Annotated in this window: 16 protein-coding genes; 8 read left to right on the plus strand and 8 right to left on the minus strand. The window is 70.7% G+C overall.

Annotated elements, in window-relative coordinates; genetic code table 11:
• Window positions 1–121 precede the first annotated feature (121 nt).
• On the plus strand, window positions 122–574 hold the full coding sequence (locus tag ACRAWC_RS18295) for a YciI family protein (protein WP_431348999.1): 453 nt from the start codon (window positions 122–124) through the stop codon (window positions 572–574).
• Between the two features lie 79 nt (window positions 575–653).
• Window positions 654–1,028 carry a VOC family protein gene (locus ACRAWC_RS18300; RefSeq protein ID WP_431349000.1) on the plus strand — a complete coding sequence of 125 codons (375 nt, stop codon included), beginning with the start codon at window positions 654–656 and terminating at the stop codon, window positions 1,026–1,028.
• A gap of 44 nt (window positions 1,029–1,072) precedes the next feature.
• On the opposite strand, the gene ACRAWC_RS18305 is transcribed toward ACRAWC_RS18300, so the two are convergent.
• Complete coding sequence (locus ACRAWC_RS18305; RefSeq protein WP_431349001.1) at window positions 1,073–2,122, minus strand: LacI family DNA-binding transcriptional regulator; 1,050 nt, start codon at window positions 2,120–2,122, stop codon at window positions 1,073–1,075.
• A gap of 148 nt (window positions 2,123–2,270) precedes the next feature.
• Here ACRAWC_RS18305 and ACRAWC_RS18310 point away from each other — a divergent pair, with 148 nt between their 5' ends.
• The 4 genes from ACRAWC_RS18310 to ACRAWC_RS18325 all read left to right on the plus strand — a co-directional run bounded on the left by ACRAWC_RS18310 (window position 2,271) and on the right by ACRAWC_RS18325 (window position 7,387).
• Window positions 2,271–3,197 (plus strand): carbohydrate ABC transporter permease, encoded by a 927-nt coding sequence (locus ACRAWC_RS18310; RefSeq protein WP_431349002.1) that lies wholly within the window; start codon window positions 2,271–2,273, stop codon window positions 3,195–3,197.
• Window positions 3,197–4,135: a carbohydrate ABC transporter permease gene (locus ACRAWC_RS18315; RefSeq protein ID WP_431349003.1), complete on the plus strand. Its 939-nt coding sequence runs from the start codon at window positions 3,197–3,199 to the stop codon at window positions 4,133–4,135. The genes ACRAWC_RS18310 and ACRAWC_RS18315 overlap by 1 nt, the downstream gene beginning before the upstream one ends.
• A 47-nt stretch (window positions 4,136–4,182) precedes the next feature.
• Window positions 4,183–5,532 carry an ABC transporter substrate-binding protein gene (locus tag ACRAWC_RS18320; protein WP_431349004.1) on the plus strand — a complete coding sequence of 450 codons (1,350 nt, stop codon included), beginning with the start codon at window positions 4,183–4,185 and terminating at the stop codon, window positions 5,530–5,532.
• An 82-nt stretch (window positions 5,533–5,614) separates the two neighbouring features.
• The gene (locus ACRAWC_RS18325; RefSeq protein WP_431349005.1) at window positions 5,615–7,387 is read left to right on the plus strand and encodes a glycoside hydrolase family 35 protein; all 1,773 of its coding nucleotides are present in this window, start codon (window positions 5,615–5,617) and stop codon (window positions 7,385–7,387) included.
• A gap of 68 nt (window positions 7,388–7,455) precedes the next feature.
• Here the strand turns inward: ACRAWC_RS18325 and ACRAWC_RS18330 are convergent, their stop codons facing one another.
• From ACRAWC_RS18330 to lepB, 4 genes are read right to left on the minus strand one after another with little or no spacing between them, the layout of a single operon-like run.
• Complete coding sequence (locus tag ACRAWC_RS18330; RefSeq protein ID WP_431349006.1) at window positions 7,456–7,818, minus strand: PLD nuclease N-terminal domain-containing protein; 363 nt, start codon at window positions 7,816–7,818, stop codon at window positions 7,456–7,458.
• 25 nt (window positions 7,819–7,843) lie between these two features.
• The gene (locus tag ACRAWC_RS18335) at window positions 7,844–8,173 is read right to left on the minus strand and encodes a YciI family protein (RefSeq protein ID WP_431349007.1); all 330 of its coding nucleotides are present in this window, start codon (window positions 8,171–8,173) and stop codon (window positions 7,844–7,846) included.
• Window positions 8,174–8,205: 32 nt separating this feature from the next.
• On the minus strand, window positions 8,206–8,670 hold the full coding sequence (locus ACRAWC_RS18340) for a hypothetical protein (protein ID WP_431349008.1): 465 nt from the start codon (window positions 8,668–8,670) through the stop codon (window positions 8,206–8,208).
• A gap of 53 nt (window positions 8,671–8,723) precedes the next feature.
• Entirely contained in the window at window positions 8,724–9,458 is a 735-nt protein-coding gene (gene lepB / locus ACRAWC_RS18345; RefSeq protein ID WP_431349009.1) for a signal peptidase I, read from the minus strand.
• A 320-nt stretch (window positions 9,459–9,778) separates the two neighbouring features.
• Here lepB and ACRAWC_RS18350 point away from each other — a divergent pair, with 320 nt between their 5' ends.
• Both ACRAWC_RS18350 and ACRAWC_RS18355 read left to right on the plus strand, forming a co-directional pair.
• A complete protein-coding gene (locus ACRAWC_RS18350; RefSeq protein ID WP_431349010.1) occupies window positions 9,779–11,164 on the plus strand; it encodes a M23 family metallopeptidase in 1,386 nt (461 codons plus the stop codon).
• Entirely contained in the window at window positions 11,161–12,516 is a 1,356-nt protein-coding gene (locus ACRAWC_RS18355; RefSeq protein ID WP_431349011.1) for a maltokinase N-terminal cap-like domain-containing protein, read from the plus strand. Before ACRAWC_RS18350 ends, ACRAWC_RS18355 begins: the two co-directional genes overlap by 4 nt.
• 224 nt (window positions 12,517–12,740) lie before the next feature.
• On the opposite strand, the gene ACRAWC_RS18360 is transcribed toward ACRAWC_RS18355, so the two are convergent.
• The 3 genes from ACRAWC_RS18360 to paaE all read right to left on the minus strand — a co-directional run bounded on the left by ACRAWC_RS18360 (window position 12,741) and on the right by paaE (window position 16,124).
• The gene (locus ACRAWC_RS18360) at window positions 12,741–14,126 is read right to left on the minus strand and encodes an LLM class flavin-dependent oxidoreductase (RefSeq protein ID WP_431349012.1); all 1,386 of its coding nucleotides are present in this window, start codon (window positions 14,124–14,126) and stop codon (window positions 12,741–12,743) included.
• Window positions 14,127–14,255: 129 nt separating this feature from the next.
• On the minus strand, window positions 14,256–15,026 hold the full coding sequence (locus ACRAWC_RS18365) for an enoyl-CoA hydratase/isomerase family protein (protein WP_431349013.1): 771 nt from the start codon (window positions 15,024–15,026) through the stop codon (window positions 14,256–14,258).
• 9 nt (window positions 15,027–15,035) lie between these two features.
• The gene (paaE, locus tag ACRAWC_RS18370; RefSeq protein ID WP_431349014.1) at window positions 15,036–16,124 is read right to left on the minus strand and encodes a 1,2-phenylacetyl-CoA epoxidase subunit PaaE; all 1,089 of its coding nucleotides are present in this window, start codon (window positions 16,122–16,124) and stop codon (window positions 15,036–15,038) included.
• Window positions 16,125–16,127 lie beyond the last annotated feature (3 nt).

Genomic DNA, 16,127 nt, shown 5'->3' on the forward strand with positions numbered 1-16,127 from the left:
GGAGGTGCGATGATCCGTATGTGTCTCGCGCGCTGCTGCTTCGCCGAGCGCGGCTTCGTGCCCTTTTTCGAGCACCGGGCCGTGGGACGGCCGGACGTCAGCAGTATAGCCGCTGTCGACAGTGCAGCCCGGTGTCGAAAGGGGCCCCTCCCGTTCGACGTCCAGGTGTCCGGCATCCACGATCCGGCATCCACGATCCGGCATCCACGAAAGGGAGAGACATGACCGGCTACCTGATCCTCATCTACGGCGACGAGACTCGCTGGGACGCGCTCGACGAGCAGGGGCGCGCCGCGGTCGACGCGGCCCACCGCGCGTTCAGCGAGAAAGCGGGCGCCGGGGTGCGTGCCGCGGGGAGCTGCAGGCGTCGTCCACGGCGACGACGGTCCGCACCGGCCCGGACGGTGAGCCACGGCCCACCGACGGGCCGTTCTCGGAGGCCAAGGAGGTCGTCGGCGGCTTCTACCTGATCGAGGCCGAGAGCGAGGAGGAGGCGGTCGCGCTGGCGGCCTCGCTCGCCGAGGCGCGGCAGGGGCACGGCGGGATCGAGGTCCGGCCGCTGGTGAGCCGCTGAGGGAGCGTCGGCAACAGAGGAATTCCGCGGTGGACGTCCTCCGTTGTCGACGTACCCGGGAGAGGAGGAGGATGCGCTCATGACGGACGCAGGGATCATCGGAGTGAACACCATCGGCATCCCCGTGAGAGACCAGGACATCGCCCTGGCCTTCTACCGGGACGTGCTCGGGTTCGAGGTGCGCGTGGACGCGCCGCTGCCGAACGGGCGCTGGATCATGCTGGCGCCGCCGGGGTCGGCGGTGTCGGTGTCGCTCGTGGTCGCGAGCGCGGACGTGCCGGCCGGGGTCGAGACGGGCATCCGGTTCGAGAGCGTGGACGCGGGGAGCACGCACGAGGAGCTGACCCGGCGCGGGGTGGCGGTGGGGGAGCTGCTGCGCTGGCCCGGTGTCCCGGCCATGTTCCAGGCCACGGACCCGGACGGGAACCGGTTCGAAGTGGTCGAGCGGGGGTAGCGTCGCCCGGCGGTCGATGAGCGTGACGTGCCCCTCGGCCGAGGTCAGGCGGGCGCCGGGCCGGTGCTGGCGCGCACGACGAGCCGGGTCGGGAGGACGGACGAGCGCGCCGGCTCGGGGCGTCCCTCGATCTCGGCGATGAGCAGCTCGACGGCGCGGCGGCCGGTGGCCTCGAACTCCTGGTGGATGGTCGTCAGCGGCGGCCAGAACGAGTCCGCCTCGGCCATGTCGTCGAAGCCGACCACGCTGACGTCGTCGGGCACCCGGCGGCCGGCCTCGTGCAGCGCGCGGAGCACGCCGAGCGCCATCTGGTCGTTCGCGGCGAACACCGCCGTGATCTCGGGCCGCTGGGCGATCTCGCGCCCGTAGCCGTAACCGGCGGTCGTGGACCAGTCGCCGCGGAACACCTCCGGCACGGTGGCGCCCGCGGCCTCCAGCGTGTCCCGCCAGGCCTGCTCACGGCGCGCGGCCGAGTACGAGTCGGCCGGTCCGGAGATGTGCCACACGGTCTCGTGGCCGAGCGAGAGAAGATGCTCGGTGGCCTGGCGCGCACCCTCGGCCTGATCGGTGTCCACCTGCGGGTAGTCGGGGCGCTCGGTGCTGTCGATGACGACGACGGAGAGGCCGGAGGGCAGCTCGACGTCGGAGCGGTCCACGATGTGGGCTTCGATGACGATGATGATGCCGTCGACCGCCTGCTCCAGCAGGCGGGTGAAGGCGACGCTGACGTCCTGCTGGGTGGGGCGCTCCACCGGCACGACGGTGATCGAATAGCCCGCGGTCGCGGCCGAGACGGCGATCGCGTCCAGCGTGCGCATGTTGCCGTACGACGACAGCGTGAACATCACGACGCCGATGTTGCGGAACAGCCCGGAGCGCAGCGCGCGCGCGGCGCGGTTGGGGCGGTAGCCGAGCGCCTGCATGGAGGCCAGCACGCGGTCGCGGGTGGCGGCCTCCACGTTGGTGAGGCCGTTGGCGACGCGCGAGACGGTCTGGGTGGACACTCCGGCGTGCGCGGCGACGTCGCCGAGCGAGGGGCCGCGGGTGCGGCCTCCGCGGCGTGCGGGCGCCGGCTCGGCGATCGACTCGGTCATGGTTCCCCATTCTGGCTGACTTGCATCATGTTGACGTCAACATGCTAGGGTATGCAACCAGATGTTGACGTAAACATCCGCCGCGACACTGAAGCACACCACTGACGGTCGCAGCGAGCACCGAAGCACCGAATCACCGAGGAAGGCCATGACAACGACGTCCCTCACGCCGACCGCCCCGGCGTCCGCGCCGCAGCGGCGCCTCCGCCGACCGCGCCGCGACTGGCGTGGCTGGGCCTTCGTGGCCCCGTTCCTGGTCGTGTTCGCCCTCATGATCGTCGCACCCGTCGTCTACGCGCTCTACCTGAGCCTGTTCCGCCAGCAGCTCATCGGCGGCAACGCGTTCGTCGGGCTCGACAACTACATCGCGCTGCTGCAGGACGCGAAGTTCTGGGAGTCCTTCGGCCGGGTCGCGCTCTTCCTGGTCGTACAGGTGCCGATCATGCTCGCGCTGTCGCTCGTCGCGGCGCTCGCGCTCGACTCGGCGCGGCTGCACGGCGCCGGCTTCTTCCGCATCGCACTGTTCCTGCCCTACGCCGTCCCCGGCGTCGTGGCGGCACTGATCTGGGGCTTCATCTACGGAGACCAGTTCGGCCTGACCGCGAGCGTCAACCACCTGCTCGGCACGCAGCTCGCCCCGCTCGCCGGACAGTGGATCCTCGGCTCGATCGGCAACATCGTCACCTGGGAGTTCATGGGCTACAACATGCTCATCTTCTACGCGGCGCTGCGCGTCATCCCCGGCGAGCTGTACGAGGCGGCCGAGATCGACGGCGCCCGCGCGTTCCGCACGGTGTTCAGCATCAAGCTCCCCGCCGTGCGCGGCGCGATCGTGATCGCGACGATCTTCTCCATCATCGGCAGCTTCCAGCTCTTCAACGAGCCGAACCTGCTCAAGCAGCTCGCGCCCAACGCGATCAGCAGCTACTTCACACCCAACATGTACGCCTACAACCTGTCGTTCGCCGGTCAGCAGTTCAACTACGCGGCCACGGTCGCGATCGTGATGGGGGTCATCACTGCGGTGATCGCCTACGTCGTGCAGCTCCGGGGCTCGCGCAAGGAGGTCCGCTGATGACCGCGCTCACCGAACGCCCCCGCAAGGCGCCCTCCCGCGCCGCCGCCCGCTCCAACCGCGCCGCTCGCGCGGCCGCCCCCACCTCCGGCCGCCGCACCCGCAAGTCGACCGTGCTGACGATCGTGATGATCGTCTTCACGATCTACTCGTTCGTCCCGCTGATCTGGCTCATCGTCAACGCGACCAAGAGCCAGCCGGATCTGTACTCGTCGTTCGGGCTCTGGTTCGGCAAGGACTTCAACCTCTTCCAGAACATCGCGCAGCTCTTCACGTACCGCGACGGCATCTTCCTGCAGTGGCTGGGCAACACCCTCCTCTACGTCGTGGTCGGCGCGGGCGGGGCCACGCTGCTCGCGACGGTCGCCGGGTACGGGATGGCGAAGTTCAACTTCCCGGGCAAGCGTGCGGTGTTCGCGCTGGTGCTCGGCGCGATCGCGGTCCCGGGCACGGCGCTGGCGGTCCCGACCTTCCTGATGTTCAGCCAGGTGGGGCTCACGAACACCCCGTGGGCCGTGATCCTCCCGTCGCTGATCAGCCCGTTCGGCTTCTACCTGATCTGGACTTACGCCAGCGAGGCCATCCCGACGGAGCTGCTGGAGGCCGCCCGGATGGACGGCGCCGGCGAGTTCCGCACCTTCTTCACCATCTCGCTCCGCCTCCTCGCCCCCGGTGTGGTGACCGTCGCGCTGTTCGCGATCGTCGCCACCTGGAACAACTACTTCCTGCCGCTCATCATGCTGAGCGATCCGACCTGGTACCCCCTCACGGTCGGCCTCAGCCAGTGGAGCGCGCAGGCGACCGGGGTCGGCGCCCAGCCGATCTTCAACCTCGTGATCACCGGATCGCTCGTCACGATCATCCCGATCGTGGCCGCGTTCCTGGTGCTCCAGCGCTACTGGCAGTCGGGTCTGGCCGCCGGCAGCGTCAAGCAGTGAACACAGCACCTCCCTCCCACCCACAAGGAAGTGAAAGGAACACCACCATGAAGCGCATCCTGCGTTCACGGAACCTGCGCCGCATAACAACGGCCGTCGTCGCCAGCGCCGTCATCGGCGCGTCGCTCGCGGCCTGCTCGTCGGGCTCCGGCTCGAGCGGCGGCGGCAGCGCCTCCGACATCGACGCGGCCCTCAAGCAGGGCGGCACGATCACCTACTGGTCGTGGACCCCGTCGGCGGAGGCCCAGGTGGCCGCGTTCGAGAAGGCCTACCCCAAGGTGAAGGTCAAGCTCGTCAACGCCGGCACCAACACCACCGAATACACCAAGCTGCAGAACGCGGTGAAGGCCGGCTCCGGCGCGCCCGACGTCGCGCAGGTCGAGTACTACGCGATCCCGCAGTTCGCGCTCTCCGACTCGCTCGTCGACCTCACGAAGTACGGCTTCGACTCGCTCAAGAGCGACTACACGCCCGGCCCCTGGGGCTCGGTGAACGTGGGCGGCAAGCTCGTCGGCCTCCCGCAGGACAGCGGTCCCATGGCGATGTTCTACAACAAGACCGTCTTCGACAAGTACGGTCTGACCGTGCCGAAGACCTGGGACGAGTACGTCGCCGACGCGCAGAAGCTGCACGCCGCCGACCCCACCAAGTACATCACGAGCGACTCCGGCGACTCCGGCTTCACCACCTCGATGATGTGGCAGGCCGGCGGCCGGCCGTTCCAGGTGAACGGCACCAAGGTGTCGATCAACCTGCAGGACGAGGGCAGCAAGAAGTGGACCGGCACCTGGGACAAGCTGGTGCAGGGCAAGCTGCTCTCCACCGTCCCCGGCTGGAGCGACGACTGGTTCAAGGCGCTCGGCAACGGCTCGATCGCGACCCTGGTCACCGGCGCCTGGATGCCCGGCGTGCTGGAATCCTCGGTGAAGGACGGCTCCGGCCAGTGGCGCGTCGCCCCGACTCCGACCTACGACGGCACTCCGACGAACTCCGAGAACGGCGGCGGCGCGCAGGTCGTGATGAAGCAGTCCAAGAACCAGGCGCTCGCTGCCGGCTTCCTCAAGTGGCTGAACAACGACCCCGCGTCGATCAAGGTGTTCCTCGCCTCCGGCGGCTTCCCGTCCACGACCAAGGACCTCAACTCGTCCGACTTCCTCGCCCAGGCCCCGGCCTACTTCGGCGGCCAGAAGATCAACGAGGTGCTGGTCGACGGCGCGAAGAACGTCTCCAGCGGCTGGCAGTACCTGCCCTTCCAGGTCTACGCGAACAGCATCTACGGCGACACCGTCGGCCAGTCGTACACGTCGAACTCCAGCCTGAACCCCGGCCTGCAGGCCTGGCAGAAGGCGCTGGTCGGCTACGGCAACCAGCAGGGCTTCACGGTCACCGGCAAGTAACCCCGTCCAGAGCACGAGACACCGTCACCGGCCCTCGGGCGTCCGCCGCAGCCCGGCGGGCGCCCGAGGGAGGAGAGAGCACATGAGCACCTTCGAGATCGCCGGGGACGACTTCCTCCTCGACGGCCGGCCCCACCGCATCCTCTCGGGGGCGATCCACTACTTCCGCGTCCACCCCGACGACTGGGCCGACCGCATCCGCAAGGCGCGGCTGATGGGCCTGAACACCGTCGAGACGTACGTGCCGTGGAACGCCCACGAGCCGCGGCCGGGCGAATGGACGGCCGATGGCGCGCTCGACCTGGCGCGGTTCCTCCGGACGGTGCAGGCCGAGGGGATGCACGCGATCGTGCGGCCTGGCCCGTACATCTGCGCCGAGTGGGACAACGGCGGACTGCCCGCGTGGCTGTTCACCGACCCGTCGGTGGGCATCCGCCGCTCGGAGCCGGTGTTCCTGGCGGCGGTCACGGCGTTCCTGGAGCGCGTGCTCGCGATCGTGCGCCCGCTGCAGGTGACGGAAGGCGGCCCGGTGCTGCTCGTCCAGGTCGAGAACGAGTACGGCGCGTACGGCGACGACAAGGACTACCTGCGGCACCTGGTGGACGTCTTCGAGACCGCGGGCATCACCGTCCCGCTGACGACCGTCGACCAGCCGGAGCCCGCGATGCTCGAGAACGGCTCGCTGCCCGGGCTGCTCAAGACGGCCTCCTTCGGGTCCCGCTCGCGCGAACGGCTCGCCACGCTGCGCGAGCACCAGCCGACCGGGCCGCTGATGTGCTCGGAGTTCTGGGACGGCTGGTTCGACCACTGGGGGGCGCACCACCACACGACCTCCGTCGAGCAGTCCGCGGCGGATCTGGACGAGCTGCTGGCGCTCGGCGCGTCGGTGAACATCTACATGTTCCACGGCGGCACCAATTTCGGCTTCACCAACGGCGCCAACGACAAGGGCGTCTACCAGCCCATCGTCACGAGCTACGACTACGACGCCCCGCTGGACGAGGCGGGGGAGCCGACCGAGAAGTTCTGGGCGTTCCGGGAGGTCATCGCCAAGCACGCGCCGGTCCCGGTGGAGGAGCCCGTCGTGGCCGCCGCAGCGCCCGCGTTCAGCGTGCCGTTCAGCGACGCCGTTCCGCTTTTCGCGGTCACACCGAGGCTGGGCGACTGGCATCACACCGACGAGCTTCCGACGTTCGACGCGCTCGGCCACTACGCGGGCCTCGGGCTGTACCGCACGGAGATCGACACGACCCAGCCCGCCGTCCTGGAGTTCGGGGAAGTCCGCGACCGCGCCTACGTCTTCGTCGGTTCCACGCGCGTCGGAGTGCTGGCCCGCGACCACCACGACAGCGCGATCACGCTCTCCCCGAGCCGCGGCACACTGACCGTGCTGGTGGAGGACCAGGGGCGGGTGGACTACGGCCCCCGGATCGGCGAGCCCAAGGGCCTGATCGGCCCGGCGCGGCTGAACGGGCAACGGCTCCGGCGCTGGAGCGTCCTCCCGCTGCACCTGCCCGCACTGGACGTCGTGCGCGCCGAGCTCGACGCCGCCGGCGGCGCGGTGGAACAGGAGCCGGAGCGGCTCGCCGGGCCGGTGTTCGCGCGCGCGACCTTCGAGCTGGAGGAGCAGGGGACGCTGTTCCTCGACACCACCGGGTGGGGCAAGGGCGTCGCCTGGATCAACGGCTTCAACCTCGGCCGCTACTGGACGCGCGGCCCTCAGGAGACGCTGCATGTCCCCGCACCGGTCACCCGAGCCGGGCGCAACGAGCTCGTGATCCTGGAGCTGGAGTCGGCGGCCGACGCGACCGCGGACTTCGTCCCCGAACCGCGCCTCGGCCACACCGAGTTCTGACACCGAAGGGCACGAGAACGGACCTCAGCGCGAGGTCTCAGGGCGTTCACGTGCCCTGCGGCCTCGGGTCAGGAGGGGTCCGGGCGGGGGTCGGGGTCGCGGCGGTTGCGGAGTTCGGCCTCCATGCGCCGGATGCGGTCGTCCGCGATCTCGCGCTCGAGCGCGGCGAGCTGCTCCTCCGTGGAGGACGGCCGCGGCGCCACCGCCGGCTCCTCGCGCACGACGAACGTGCCGCGTGGCCGGCGGTAGGCCGCGCCGGCGTACTCGCGCCCGACGGCGAACCACAGGATCCCGCCGATCAGCGGCAGCAGGATGACGATGAAGATCCAGGCCACCTTCGGCAGGTGCTTCAGCTGACTGCTGTCGCGCAGGATGATGTCGATCAGCGCGACGACGAAGAAGACGAGGATCAGCAGCGGGACGACGGCCATTCGCCGAGTCTAGGGGGAGGCGCGCTCACTCCCAGACCATGAAGGGCCGCAGCTCCAGCTGGCCATTGCGCGCCATCGGGTGCCGGGACGCGATCTCGATCGCCTCGTCCAGGTCCTCGACCTCCAGGATGTCGAAGCCGCAGATCACCTCTTTCGTCTCGGTGAACGGCCCGTCGGTCACGTAGCGCTTGCCGTCGCGCACTCGGACGACGCGGGACTCGGACTGCGGCTGGAGCACCTCCCCGATGATCCGCTTGCCGCTGGCGTCGAGCGGGTCCACCCAGAGGTCGACGTCGGACTCGTCGGTCTCGGTGTCCGGCTGGGAGTCGGTGATCACGAACATCATGTACTTCATCGCGGTGGGTCCTTTCGGAGTCGGTGGTCGGTTCACTGGGACGTCGAACGGAGTGGTCGCGGCTCGACACTTCCGCTCGCCCGGATCAGCCGGTAGGCGACGAACTCGACCACCGCCGCCACGATCCCGGCGCCGAGCGGCTCGCTGAACCAGCCGAGGTAGGTCGCCGGCGTGGTCAGCCAGAGCAGCGTGTAGCCGATGTACCCGACCGCGAACGCGCTCGCCGTCGCGCACACGTGCCGCCACCAGTGCACCCCGCCGGGGCGGGCGCGCACGAACCAGGCGTAGTGCGCGGCGGCGCTGACGAAGCCCACACCGGCCGCGACCGGACCGTAGAGGAAGAGCTGCGGGCTCAGCAGTTCGCGCTTGGTGTCGCTGCCCAGCTCGTAGTCGATGATGTGCAGGAAGCCGACCGCCGCGCCGGCGAGCACGCCGGTGATCAGGATGAGCAGGCGCGCATCCCTCCCGAGCAGCGGGTGATGGTGCGCGGTCGTCACGCGCCCGACGATACTGTGCGGCCGCGGAAGGCGTCCAGCGCCCAGCGGACGCGCTACTTGTTCGTGGTCTCGGTGCCCGCGAACGTCTCGGGGTGGTTGCTCAGCCATTGCCAATGGCTCACCGGCCAGCTCACGACGAACGCCCGGCCGACCACGTCGCTCAGCGGCACGAAGCCCTTGGTCGGGTCGTCCATGTGGTACCGGGAGTCCGCCGAGTTGTAGCGGTTGTCGCCCATCACCCAGACCTTGCCGGCCGGCACGGTCACGTCGAACGGCTTCGCCGACACGGCCTGCTGTCCGGCGGGCAGCAGCACATACGGCTCCTTGAGCGGCACGCCGTTCACGCTCATCTGGCCGAGTGCGTTGCAGCAGGTGATGTGGTCGCCCGGGAGGCCGATCAGGCGCTTCACGAGGTGCTGGTCGCTGTCCGAGGCGCCGAGGCCGACGAAGTCGAGCACCGCTCCGACCCCCCGCTGGATCGGGTTGCCGGTCTGCGGCGCGGCCGCGGGGAGCCAGCCGCCCGGGTCCTTGAACACGACGACGTCGCCGCGGGAGAGCGGGAAGACCGACGGCTGCAGTTCGTTGACGATGATCCGGTCGTTGATCTGCAGCGTGTTCTCCATCGACCCCGACGGGATGTAGAACGAGCGGGCCACGAACGTCTTGATCAGGAACGAGACCAGCACTGCGATGACGAAGATCACCACGACGTCGCGGAGGAGGACTTTCCAGCCGGACTTACGGGTGGTGGCACGACGGGGTCGCAGGGTCTCGGTGCTGTCGGTCACAAGGATTCACGCTAGCGTGCCGAGGCTGTGAGACGCATCCGACCCCCTGACGAGGGATTGTCCTCCGGCCCGGCGCGGTGACAGGATCGAAGGACGGGCCGACCCGATGCCCGTCGGGGGCCCGCGTGATCATGCGGGATGCGTTCGAGCGCTTCAGACTGCTGACACGACGCGAACCTCCGCGCCGCGGCGATCGAAGCCGCACCCGCCGCGATCCGGCCCTCCGTGCCGGGGCTTCGCTGCCCTTTCCGGGCGGCCCGGCCGGGCTCAGCAGGGTCGCCCCGGGCGGTCCGCCGTCGTCCGACCGATCGGTCCTGAGGGTGCTGGCCCATGCGGCGGCGCTCCTCCTGGCGACCGGCCTCGTGCTCGCGCCGCTGCCGGCCTCGGCCGACGAGTGCCAGGGGCCGGACTGCACCACCTCGACGCCGACGCCCGATCCGGACGATTCACCCCCGCCGACACCCTCGCCGACGCCGACGCCGAAACCCACGCCGACCCCGACCCCGACGCCCACTCCGACCCCGACGCCCACTCCGACTCCGACGCCCACTCCGACTCCGACACCCACTCCGACTCCGACACCCAAGCCGACGGCCACACCGACGCCGACTCCGACGCCCACCCCGACTCCGACGCCCACCCCGACGCCCGCCCCGACCGACAACATCCCCCTGCTCGTCCCGCCCGACCTCGGCGGCACCGTGCAATCCGACACCGCGCAGGTCGAGCAGGCGGCCCAGCTCGCCAGCGACCTGGCCTCCGCGCAGCAGGCGCTCGCCGACGCCACCAACGCCGACCTCGGCGTGCAGCGCGAGCAGGCCCAGGCCCAGGCCGCGTCCGACGCGCTCGCCGCGCAGGCGAAGGCCGCGAAGAAGAAGGCCGCCGCCTCCGCCGCCTTCGCGACGGCGTTGATCCGCGCCTCCGGCTGGAAGGGCCTCGGCTCCGACCCGCTCGCAGCGGTGCTCGGGACGAACGGCGACCTCCTCACCAAGCTCGCAGCCGTCGACCGGCTCCGCTCCCTCTCCGACGACCGGGTCGCCGCGCTGCGCGACGCGGCGGCCGACGGCAAGGCCGCGACCAGCCTCAGCGGTCAGGCGAAGCACGCGGCCGACGCGCTCGCCGGCATCGACGTCGGCGCCAGCCGGCAGGCGGTCGCGGACGCGCAGGCGCAGGTCGACTCCGACTCCGCCGCCGTCGCCCAGCTGCCCACCGTGCTGACCGCCGGGACAGGCTGGCAGGCGCTGACCGTCGACCCGTCCGCCATCGCGGCCGGATGGACGCTCCCGGTGCACGGCCCGATGACCGACCCGTTCGGCCCGCGGCCGTCGCGCCCGGCCGGCACCGTGCCCTTCCACCCGGGCGACGACATCGGCGCCGCCTGCGGCACGACGATCGTCGCCGCGGCGGCGGGCACCGTCCTGGCGGCCGGCCCGAACGGCGGCTACGGGAACTTCGTGCTGATCGACCACGGCGGCGGCGTCGAGACGGCCTACGGCCACATCCGCGACGGCGGGATCGGCGTGACCGTCGGCGAACACGTCGCGGCCGGGCAGCCGATCGCGCAGGTCGGCTCGACGGGGCTTTCCACCGGCTGCCACCTCCACCTCGAAGTCCGGGTGAACGGCGTGCAAATAGATCCGTACCCCTTCCTCGCGGCACGGGGGTCATCGTCGGAACCAGCTGAGGGGCGTACGGTTCAGGCATGACGGAACTGACGGAGCTGGTGGGCTCGTGGATGCGCCGCCAGCGCTGGTACTCGACCAAGGCGTTCGAACCGAGGCTGCGGCTCCTGGGCTCCCTCGAACTGGAACGCGCACCCGAGAGCGCGGACGCCGGATCCCGGATCGTGACGCACTTCTTCTGCGACGACGCGCCCCGCACGCCCCGCGTGTACCAGGTGCCGCTGGTCGCGCGCGTGCGGCGGGACGGCGATCCCGCCGGGTTCGTGGGGGAGGCGGGCGGCCGGTACCTCTACGACGGTGCGGTCGAGGAGTCGTACGTCTCCGCGCTCGCGGCGCTGATGACCGGAGCGGGATCGGCCGACGGCGAGCACGCGCACGCGCGCGGCCGCACGCTCGGCGAACGCATCCCCGTGCTGTCGTCGCGGCGGCTCTCGGCGGAGCAGTCCAACACCTCCATCGTCGCCGAGCTGGGCGACCGGCTGGCGCTGGTGAAGGTCTTCCGAGTGGTGCAGGCGGGCGAGAACCCGGACATCTCCACGCTTGCCGCGCTGACCGCGGGCGGCTCGGAGCGCACGCCCGCGCTGCTCGGCTGGCTGACCGGATCCTGGCCGGCGCCGGACGGCTCGACGGCCGCCGGGGAGCTGGCGCTGATGCAGGACTTCGTCCCCGGCGCGGAGGACGGCTGGGAGCTCGCAGTCGGTGCGGCCGAGGCGGGCGAGGACTTCACCGATCACGCCTTCGCCCTGGGCGCGGGCACCGCGGAACTGCACCGCCTGCTCGCGGGCGTGCTGCCGACGAAGCGTGCGGAGACCGACGACGTGCGCGCCGCGCTCGACGGGATGTTCCAGCGGCTCACCATCACGACGACGGAGGTGCCGGAGGTCGAGTCGCTGCGCGCCGAGATCGCGTCGGTCTACGAGGCCGCGGCCTCCGCGCCGCTGCCGGTGCTGCAGCGCATCCACGGCGACCTCCACCTCGGCCAGGTGCTGTTCTCGCCGGAACGCGGCTGGCAGTTCATCGACTTCGAGGGCGAGCCGCTGCGTCCGCTCGCCGAGCGGGCCCTCCCGGACGCGACGATGCGCGACGTGGCCGGGATGCTGCGCTCCTTCGACTACGTCGCCGGCTCGCTCGCCCGGCGCGAGCCTCCCGTCGACGCGGCTCAGTGGGCCGCCGATGCGCGGAAGGCGTACCTGGAGGGCTACGCGAGCGTTGCCGGCGACGTCCTGGACGAGCACGCCGAGCTGCTCGCGGCGTTCGAGCTCGACAAGGCGGTGTACGAGATCACCTACGAGGCGCGGCACCGGCCGAGCTGGATCCCGATCCCGCGCGCAGCGGTCGACCGGCTGCTGAGCGACGCCGCGGGCATCGCGCACTGAGGCGCGCGCCAGACGCGACGCGACGCGACGCGATCCGGGCCGACGTGATCCGGCCCGATGCGGTTCGGCCCCGGACCACCACGGCGCCCGACGTGTTACCCGCACGCCGGGCGCCGTGTAGGCGGACATCTTCGAAGCCCATGCCCGCCCTGCGCGAATTGTGGGTGCGCGCGGCGCCGCGGGCAGACAGACCACGCTGTCTACCGCGGCAGCCGCGTCGCGGATCAGGCCTGCGGGACCTGTGCGCCGATGCGGTACTTCGCCCCGCGGTGGTTCTCCGGGAGGCGGTCGCCCGCGCCGTGCAGCTTGTTGCGCAGCGTTCCCTCGGCGTAGGCCTCCGGGTAGGCGCCGCGCTTGCGCAGCTCGGGGATGACGAACTCCACGATGTCCTCGAACGTGCCGGGCGTGATCGCGTAGGCAAGGTTGAACCCGTCCACGTCGGTCTCCTCGACCCACTCCTGGAGCTGGTCGGCGATGCTGACCGCGCCGCCCACGATGAACGGGCCGAGGCCGCCGATGACGCCGTTGCGGCCGATGTCGCGCACCGTCCACTCGCCGCCCTCCGCGTTCGGCCGCTGGAAGTTGGCCACCGCCGACTGGATGGCGTTGCTCTTGACGTTGCCGATCGGCTCGTCCAGGTCGTACTGCGACAGGTCGACGCCCATCCAGCCCGACATGAAGACCAGGGCGCCCTCGTCGTTCGTGTACTGGAGGAAGTCCTCGAACTTCGCCTGCGCCTTCTCGTCCGTCTCGTCGGTGATGATCGTGAGCAGCGTGTAGATGCGGGCGGAGTAGCGGTCGCGGCCGGCGGCCTCCAGCGCGTCGCGGAGCTTGCCGACGGTCTCCTTCAGGCCCTCCTTGGTGGAGGCCGCGACGAAGATCGCCTCGGCGTTCTCCGCCGCGAACGAGATGCCGCGCTTGGATGCGCCGGCCTGGTAGATCACGGGCGTGCGCTGCGGGCTCGGCTCGGAGAGGTGGATGCCCGGGACGGTGAAGTGCTTGCCCTTGTGGCCGATCTCGTGCACCTTCGCCGGGTCGGTGAAGACGCCGGACTCGCGGTCGCGGATGACGGCGTCGTCCTCCCAGGAGCCCTCCCACAGCTTGTAGAGCACCTCCAGGTACTCGTCGGCGTGGTCGTAGCGGTCGTCGTGCTGGAGCTGGTCGTCGTGGCCCATGTTGCGCGCGGCGGACGGCAGGTAGCCGGTGACGACGTTCCAGCCGACCCGGCCGTTGGTCAGGTGGTCGAGTGTCGACATGCGGCGGGCGAACGGGTACGGGTGCTCGTAGGCGGTGCCGGCGGTGACGCCGAAGCCCAGGTTCTCGGTCACCAGCGCCATCGCGGAGACCAGGAGGAGCGGGTCGTTGACCGGCACCTGGGCGCCGTGGCGGATCGCGGCCTCGTTGCTGCCGCCGTAGACGTCGTAGGTGCCGAGCACGTCGGCGATGAAGATCCCGTCGAAGGTGCCGCGCTCGAGCAGCTTCGCGAGCTCGGTCCAGTAGGTGAGGTCCTTGTACCGCCAGGCCTGGTCGTCAGGGTGACGCCACATCCCGGAGGACTGATGGGCGACGCAGTTCATGTCGAAAGCGTTGAAACGGATCTGCCGGGTCATGCGCTCCAGAATGCATGCGTTCCCGCAGCTACGCACGTCCTCCGCCACATTCCGTAACCCAGCCATCGCTTCCTCACTTTCTCCCGCCTCCATTCGGCGTGTCGGGGGAGAAAGTGAGGAAACGATAGCTCAGTGGCCGTGGAAGGTCGGGGGGCGCTTCTGTTGGAAGGCGGCGAAGCCTTCGTGGTAGTCGGCGGTGTTGCGGAGGGTCGTCTGGGCGCGGGTCTCGGCGTCAACCGATGACCAGAGGTCGAGGTCGCCGTCGCGGAGGCCGGCGACGATGCGTTTGCTGGCGAGGAAGGCCTGGGTCGCGCCGCGGGCGGCGGCGGTCGCGGCGTCCTCGACCGCGGCCTCGACGGCGTCGGCGCGCAGCGCGCGGCTGAACAGGCCGCCGGACACGGCCTCCGCTCCGGAGATCAGCTTCCCGGAGTAGATGAGGTCGAGGGCGCGGTGCGGGCCGAGCCTGGAGACCAGCAGCCAGTGGCCTCCCGAGTCGAGCGCGGCGCCGAGAGCGGCGAACGGCGAGCCGACCTTCGCGTCCTCGGCGACGTAGACGACGTCCGTGGCGACCAGGAGACCGAGGCCGACCCCGAGGGCCGCGCCGCGCGCCGCCGCGAAGGTCGGCGCCGGGAAAGCGCTCATCCGGCGCAGCAGCGGCGTCACCAGCCCGTCGAGATACCCGGACACATCGTCCGTCGCCGGATCGACGCCCGCGATGTCGCGGCCGGCGCAGAACGATCGGCCCTCGCCGCGGAGGACGAGCGCACGCACTCCGGCGGCCTCCGCCTCGGCGTAGGCGGCGTCGAGCGCGCGGAGGTCGTCGGGCCCGAGCGCGTTGAGCCGCTCCGGCGCGTTCAGCGTGACGTGCGCGATGTCGTCCTGGATGGTGAGCTCGATCACGGCGCCTCCTCAGACGTCATAGTCCACCGCGACCTTCTCGGTGAGCGGGTGCGACTGGCAGGTGAGCACGTAGCCGGCCTCCAGCTCCTCCGGTTCCAGCGCGTAGTTCTCCGTCATGCGCACGTCGCCGAAGAGCAGCCGGGCGCGGCAGGTGCCGCAGACGCCGCCGGTGCAGGCGAACGGCACGTCCGGCCGCACCCGCAGCGCCGCGTTGAGCACCGACTCGTTCGCGTCCACAGGCGTCGTCACCGTGGAGGTCTGCCCGTCGAGTGTGAACTCGATCTCCGCCGTCTTCTCGCCCTCGTGCACGACGACCGGGTGGCCGATGTCTCCGCGGACCTCACCCGGTTCGCCGGTCGTGAACAGCTCGAAGTGGACGCTGCTCCGCGGCACGTCGTACGTCTCCAGCACGTCGCGGCAGAGCTGCACCAGCTCGAACGGCCCGCACAGGAACCACTGGTCGACGGTGTCCGGGGGCAGCAGCGCGTCGAGGATGGTGCGCAGCCGCTCCTCGTCGATCCGTCCGGACAGCAGCGGCGCGAAGCGCTGCTCCCGCGAGAGCACGTGGTGCAGGGCGAGGCGCGACGGGTAGCGGTCCTTGAGGTCGGCCAGCTCCTCCAGGAACATCACGTCGATCGCCGTGCGGTTCGTGTACACGAGCGTGAACGTGCTGGTGTCGGAGGCCGCCAGCACACTGGAGGCCAGCGCCATCAGCGGGGTGATCCCCGACCCTGCCGCGATCCCGGCGACGTGCACCCCGTCGAGCGCGCCGAGGTCGATCGTGAACGTCCCCTGCGGGCTCATCACGTCGATCCGGTCGCCCGCGCGCAGCTCGCTGGTCGCCCAGGTGGAGAACGCGCCGCCCAGGTCGCGCTTGATCGCGACGCTGATCCGGCCCGGTGTCGGCGGGCGGCAGATCGAGTAGCTGCGCCGCAACTCCGTGCCGTCGACCGTCGCACGGAGGGCGACGTGCTGGCCGGGCAGATAGTCGTACTCGCCGTGCAGGTCGTCGGGGACCGTGAAAGTCACCTCGACGCTTGCTGCGGTCAGCGGGCGCACCTCGGCGACCGCGAGCGTGTGGAATCGCGCCCGTGCCATCAG

This window comes from Leifsonia sp. L25, assembly GCF_050632895.1.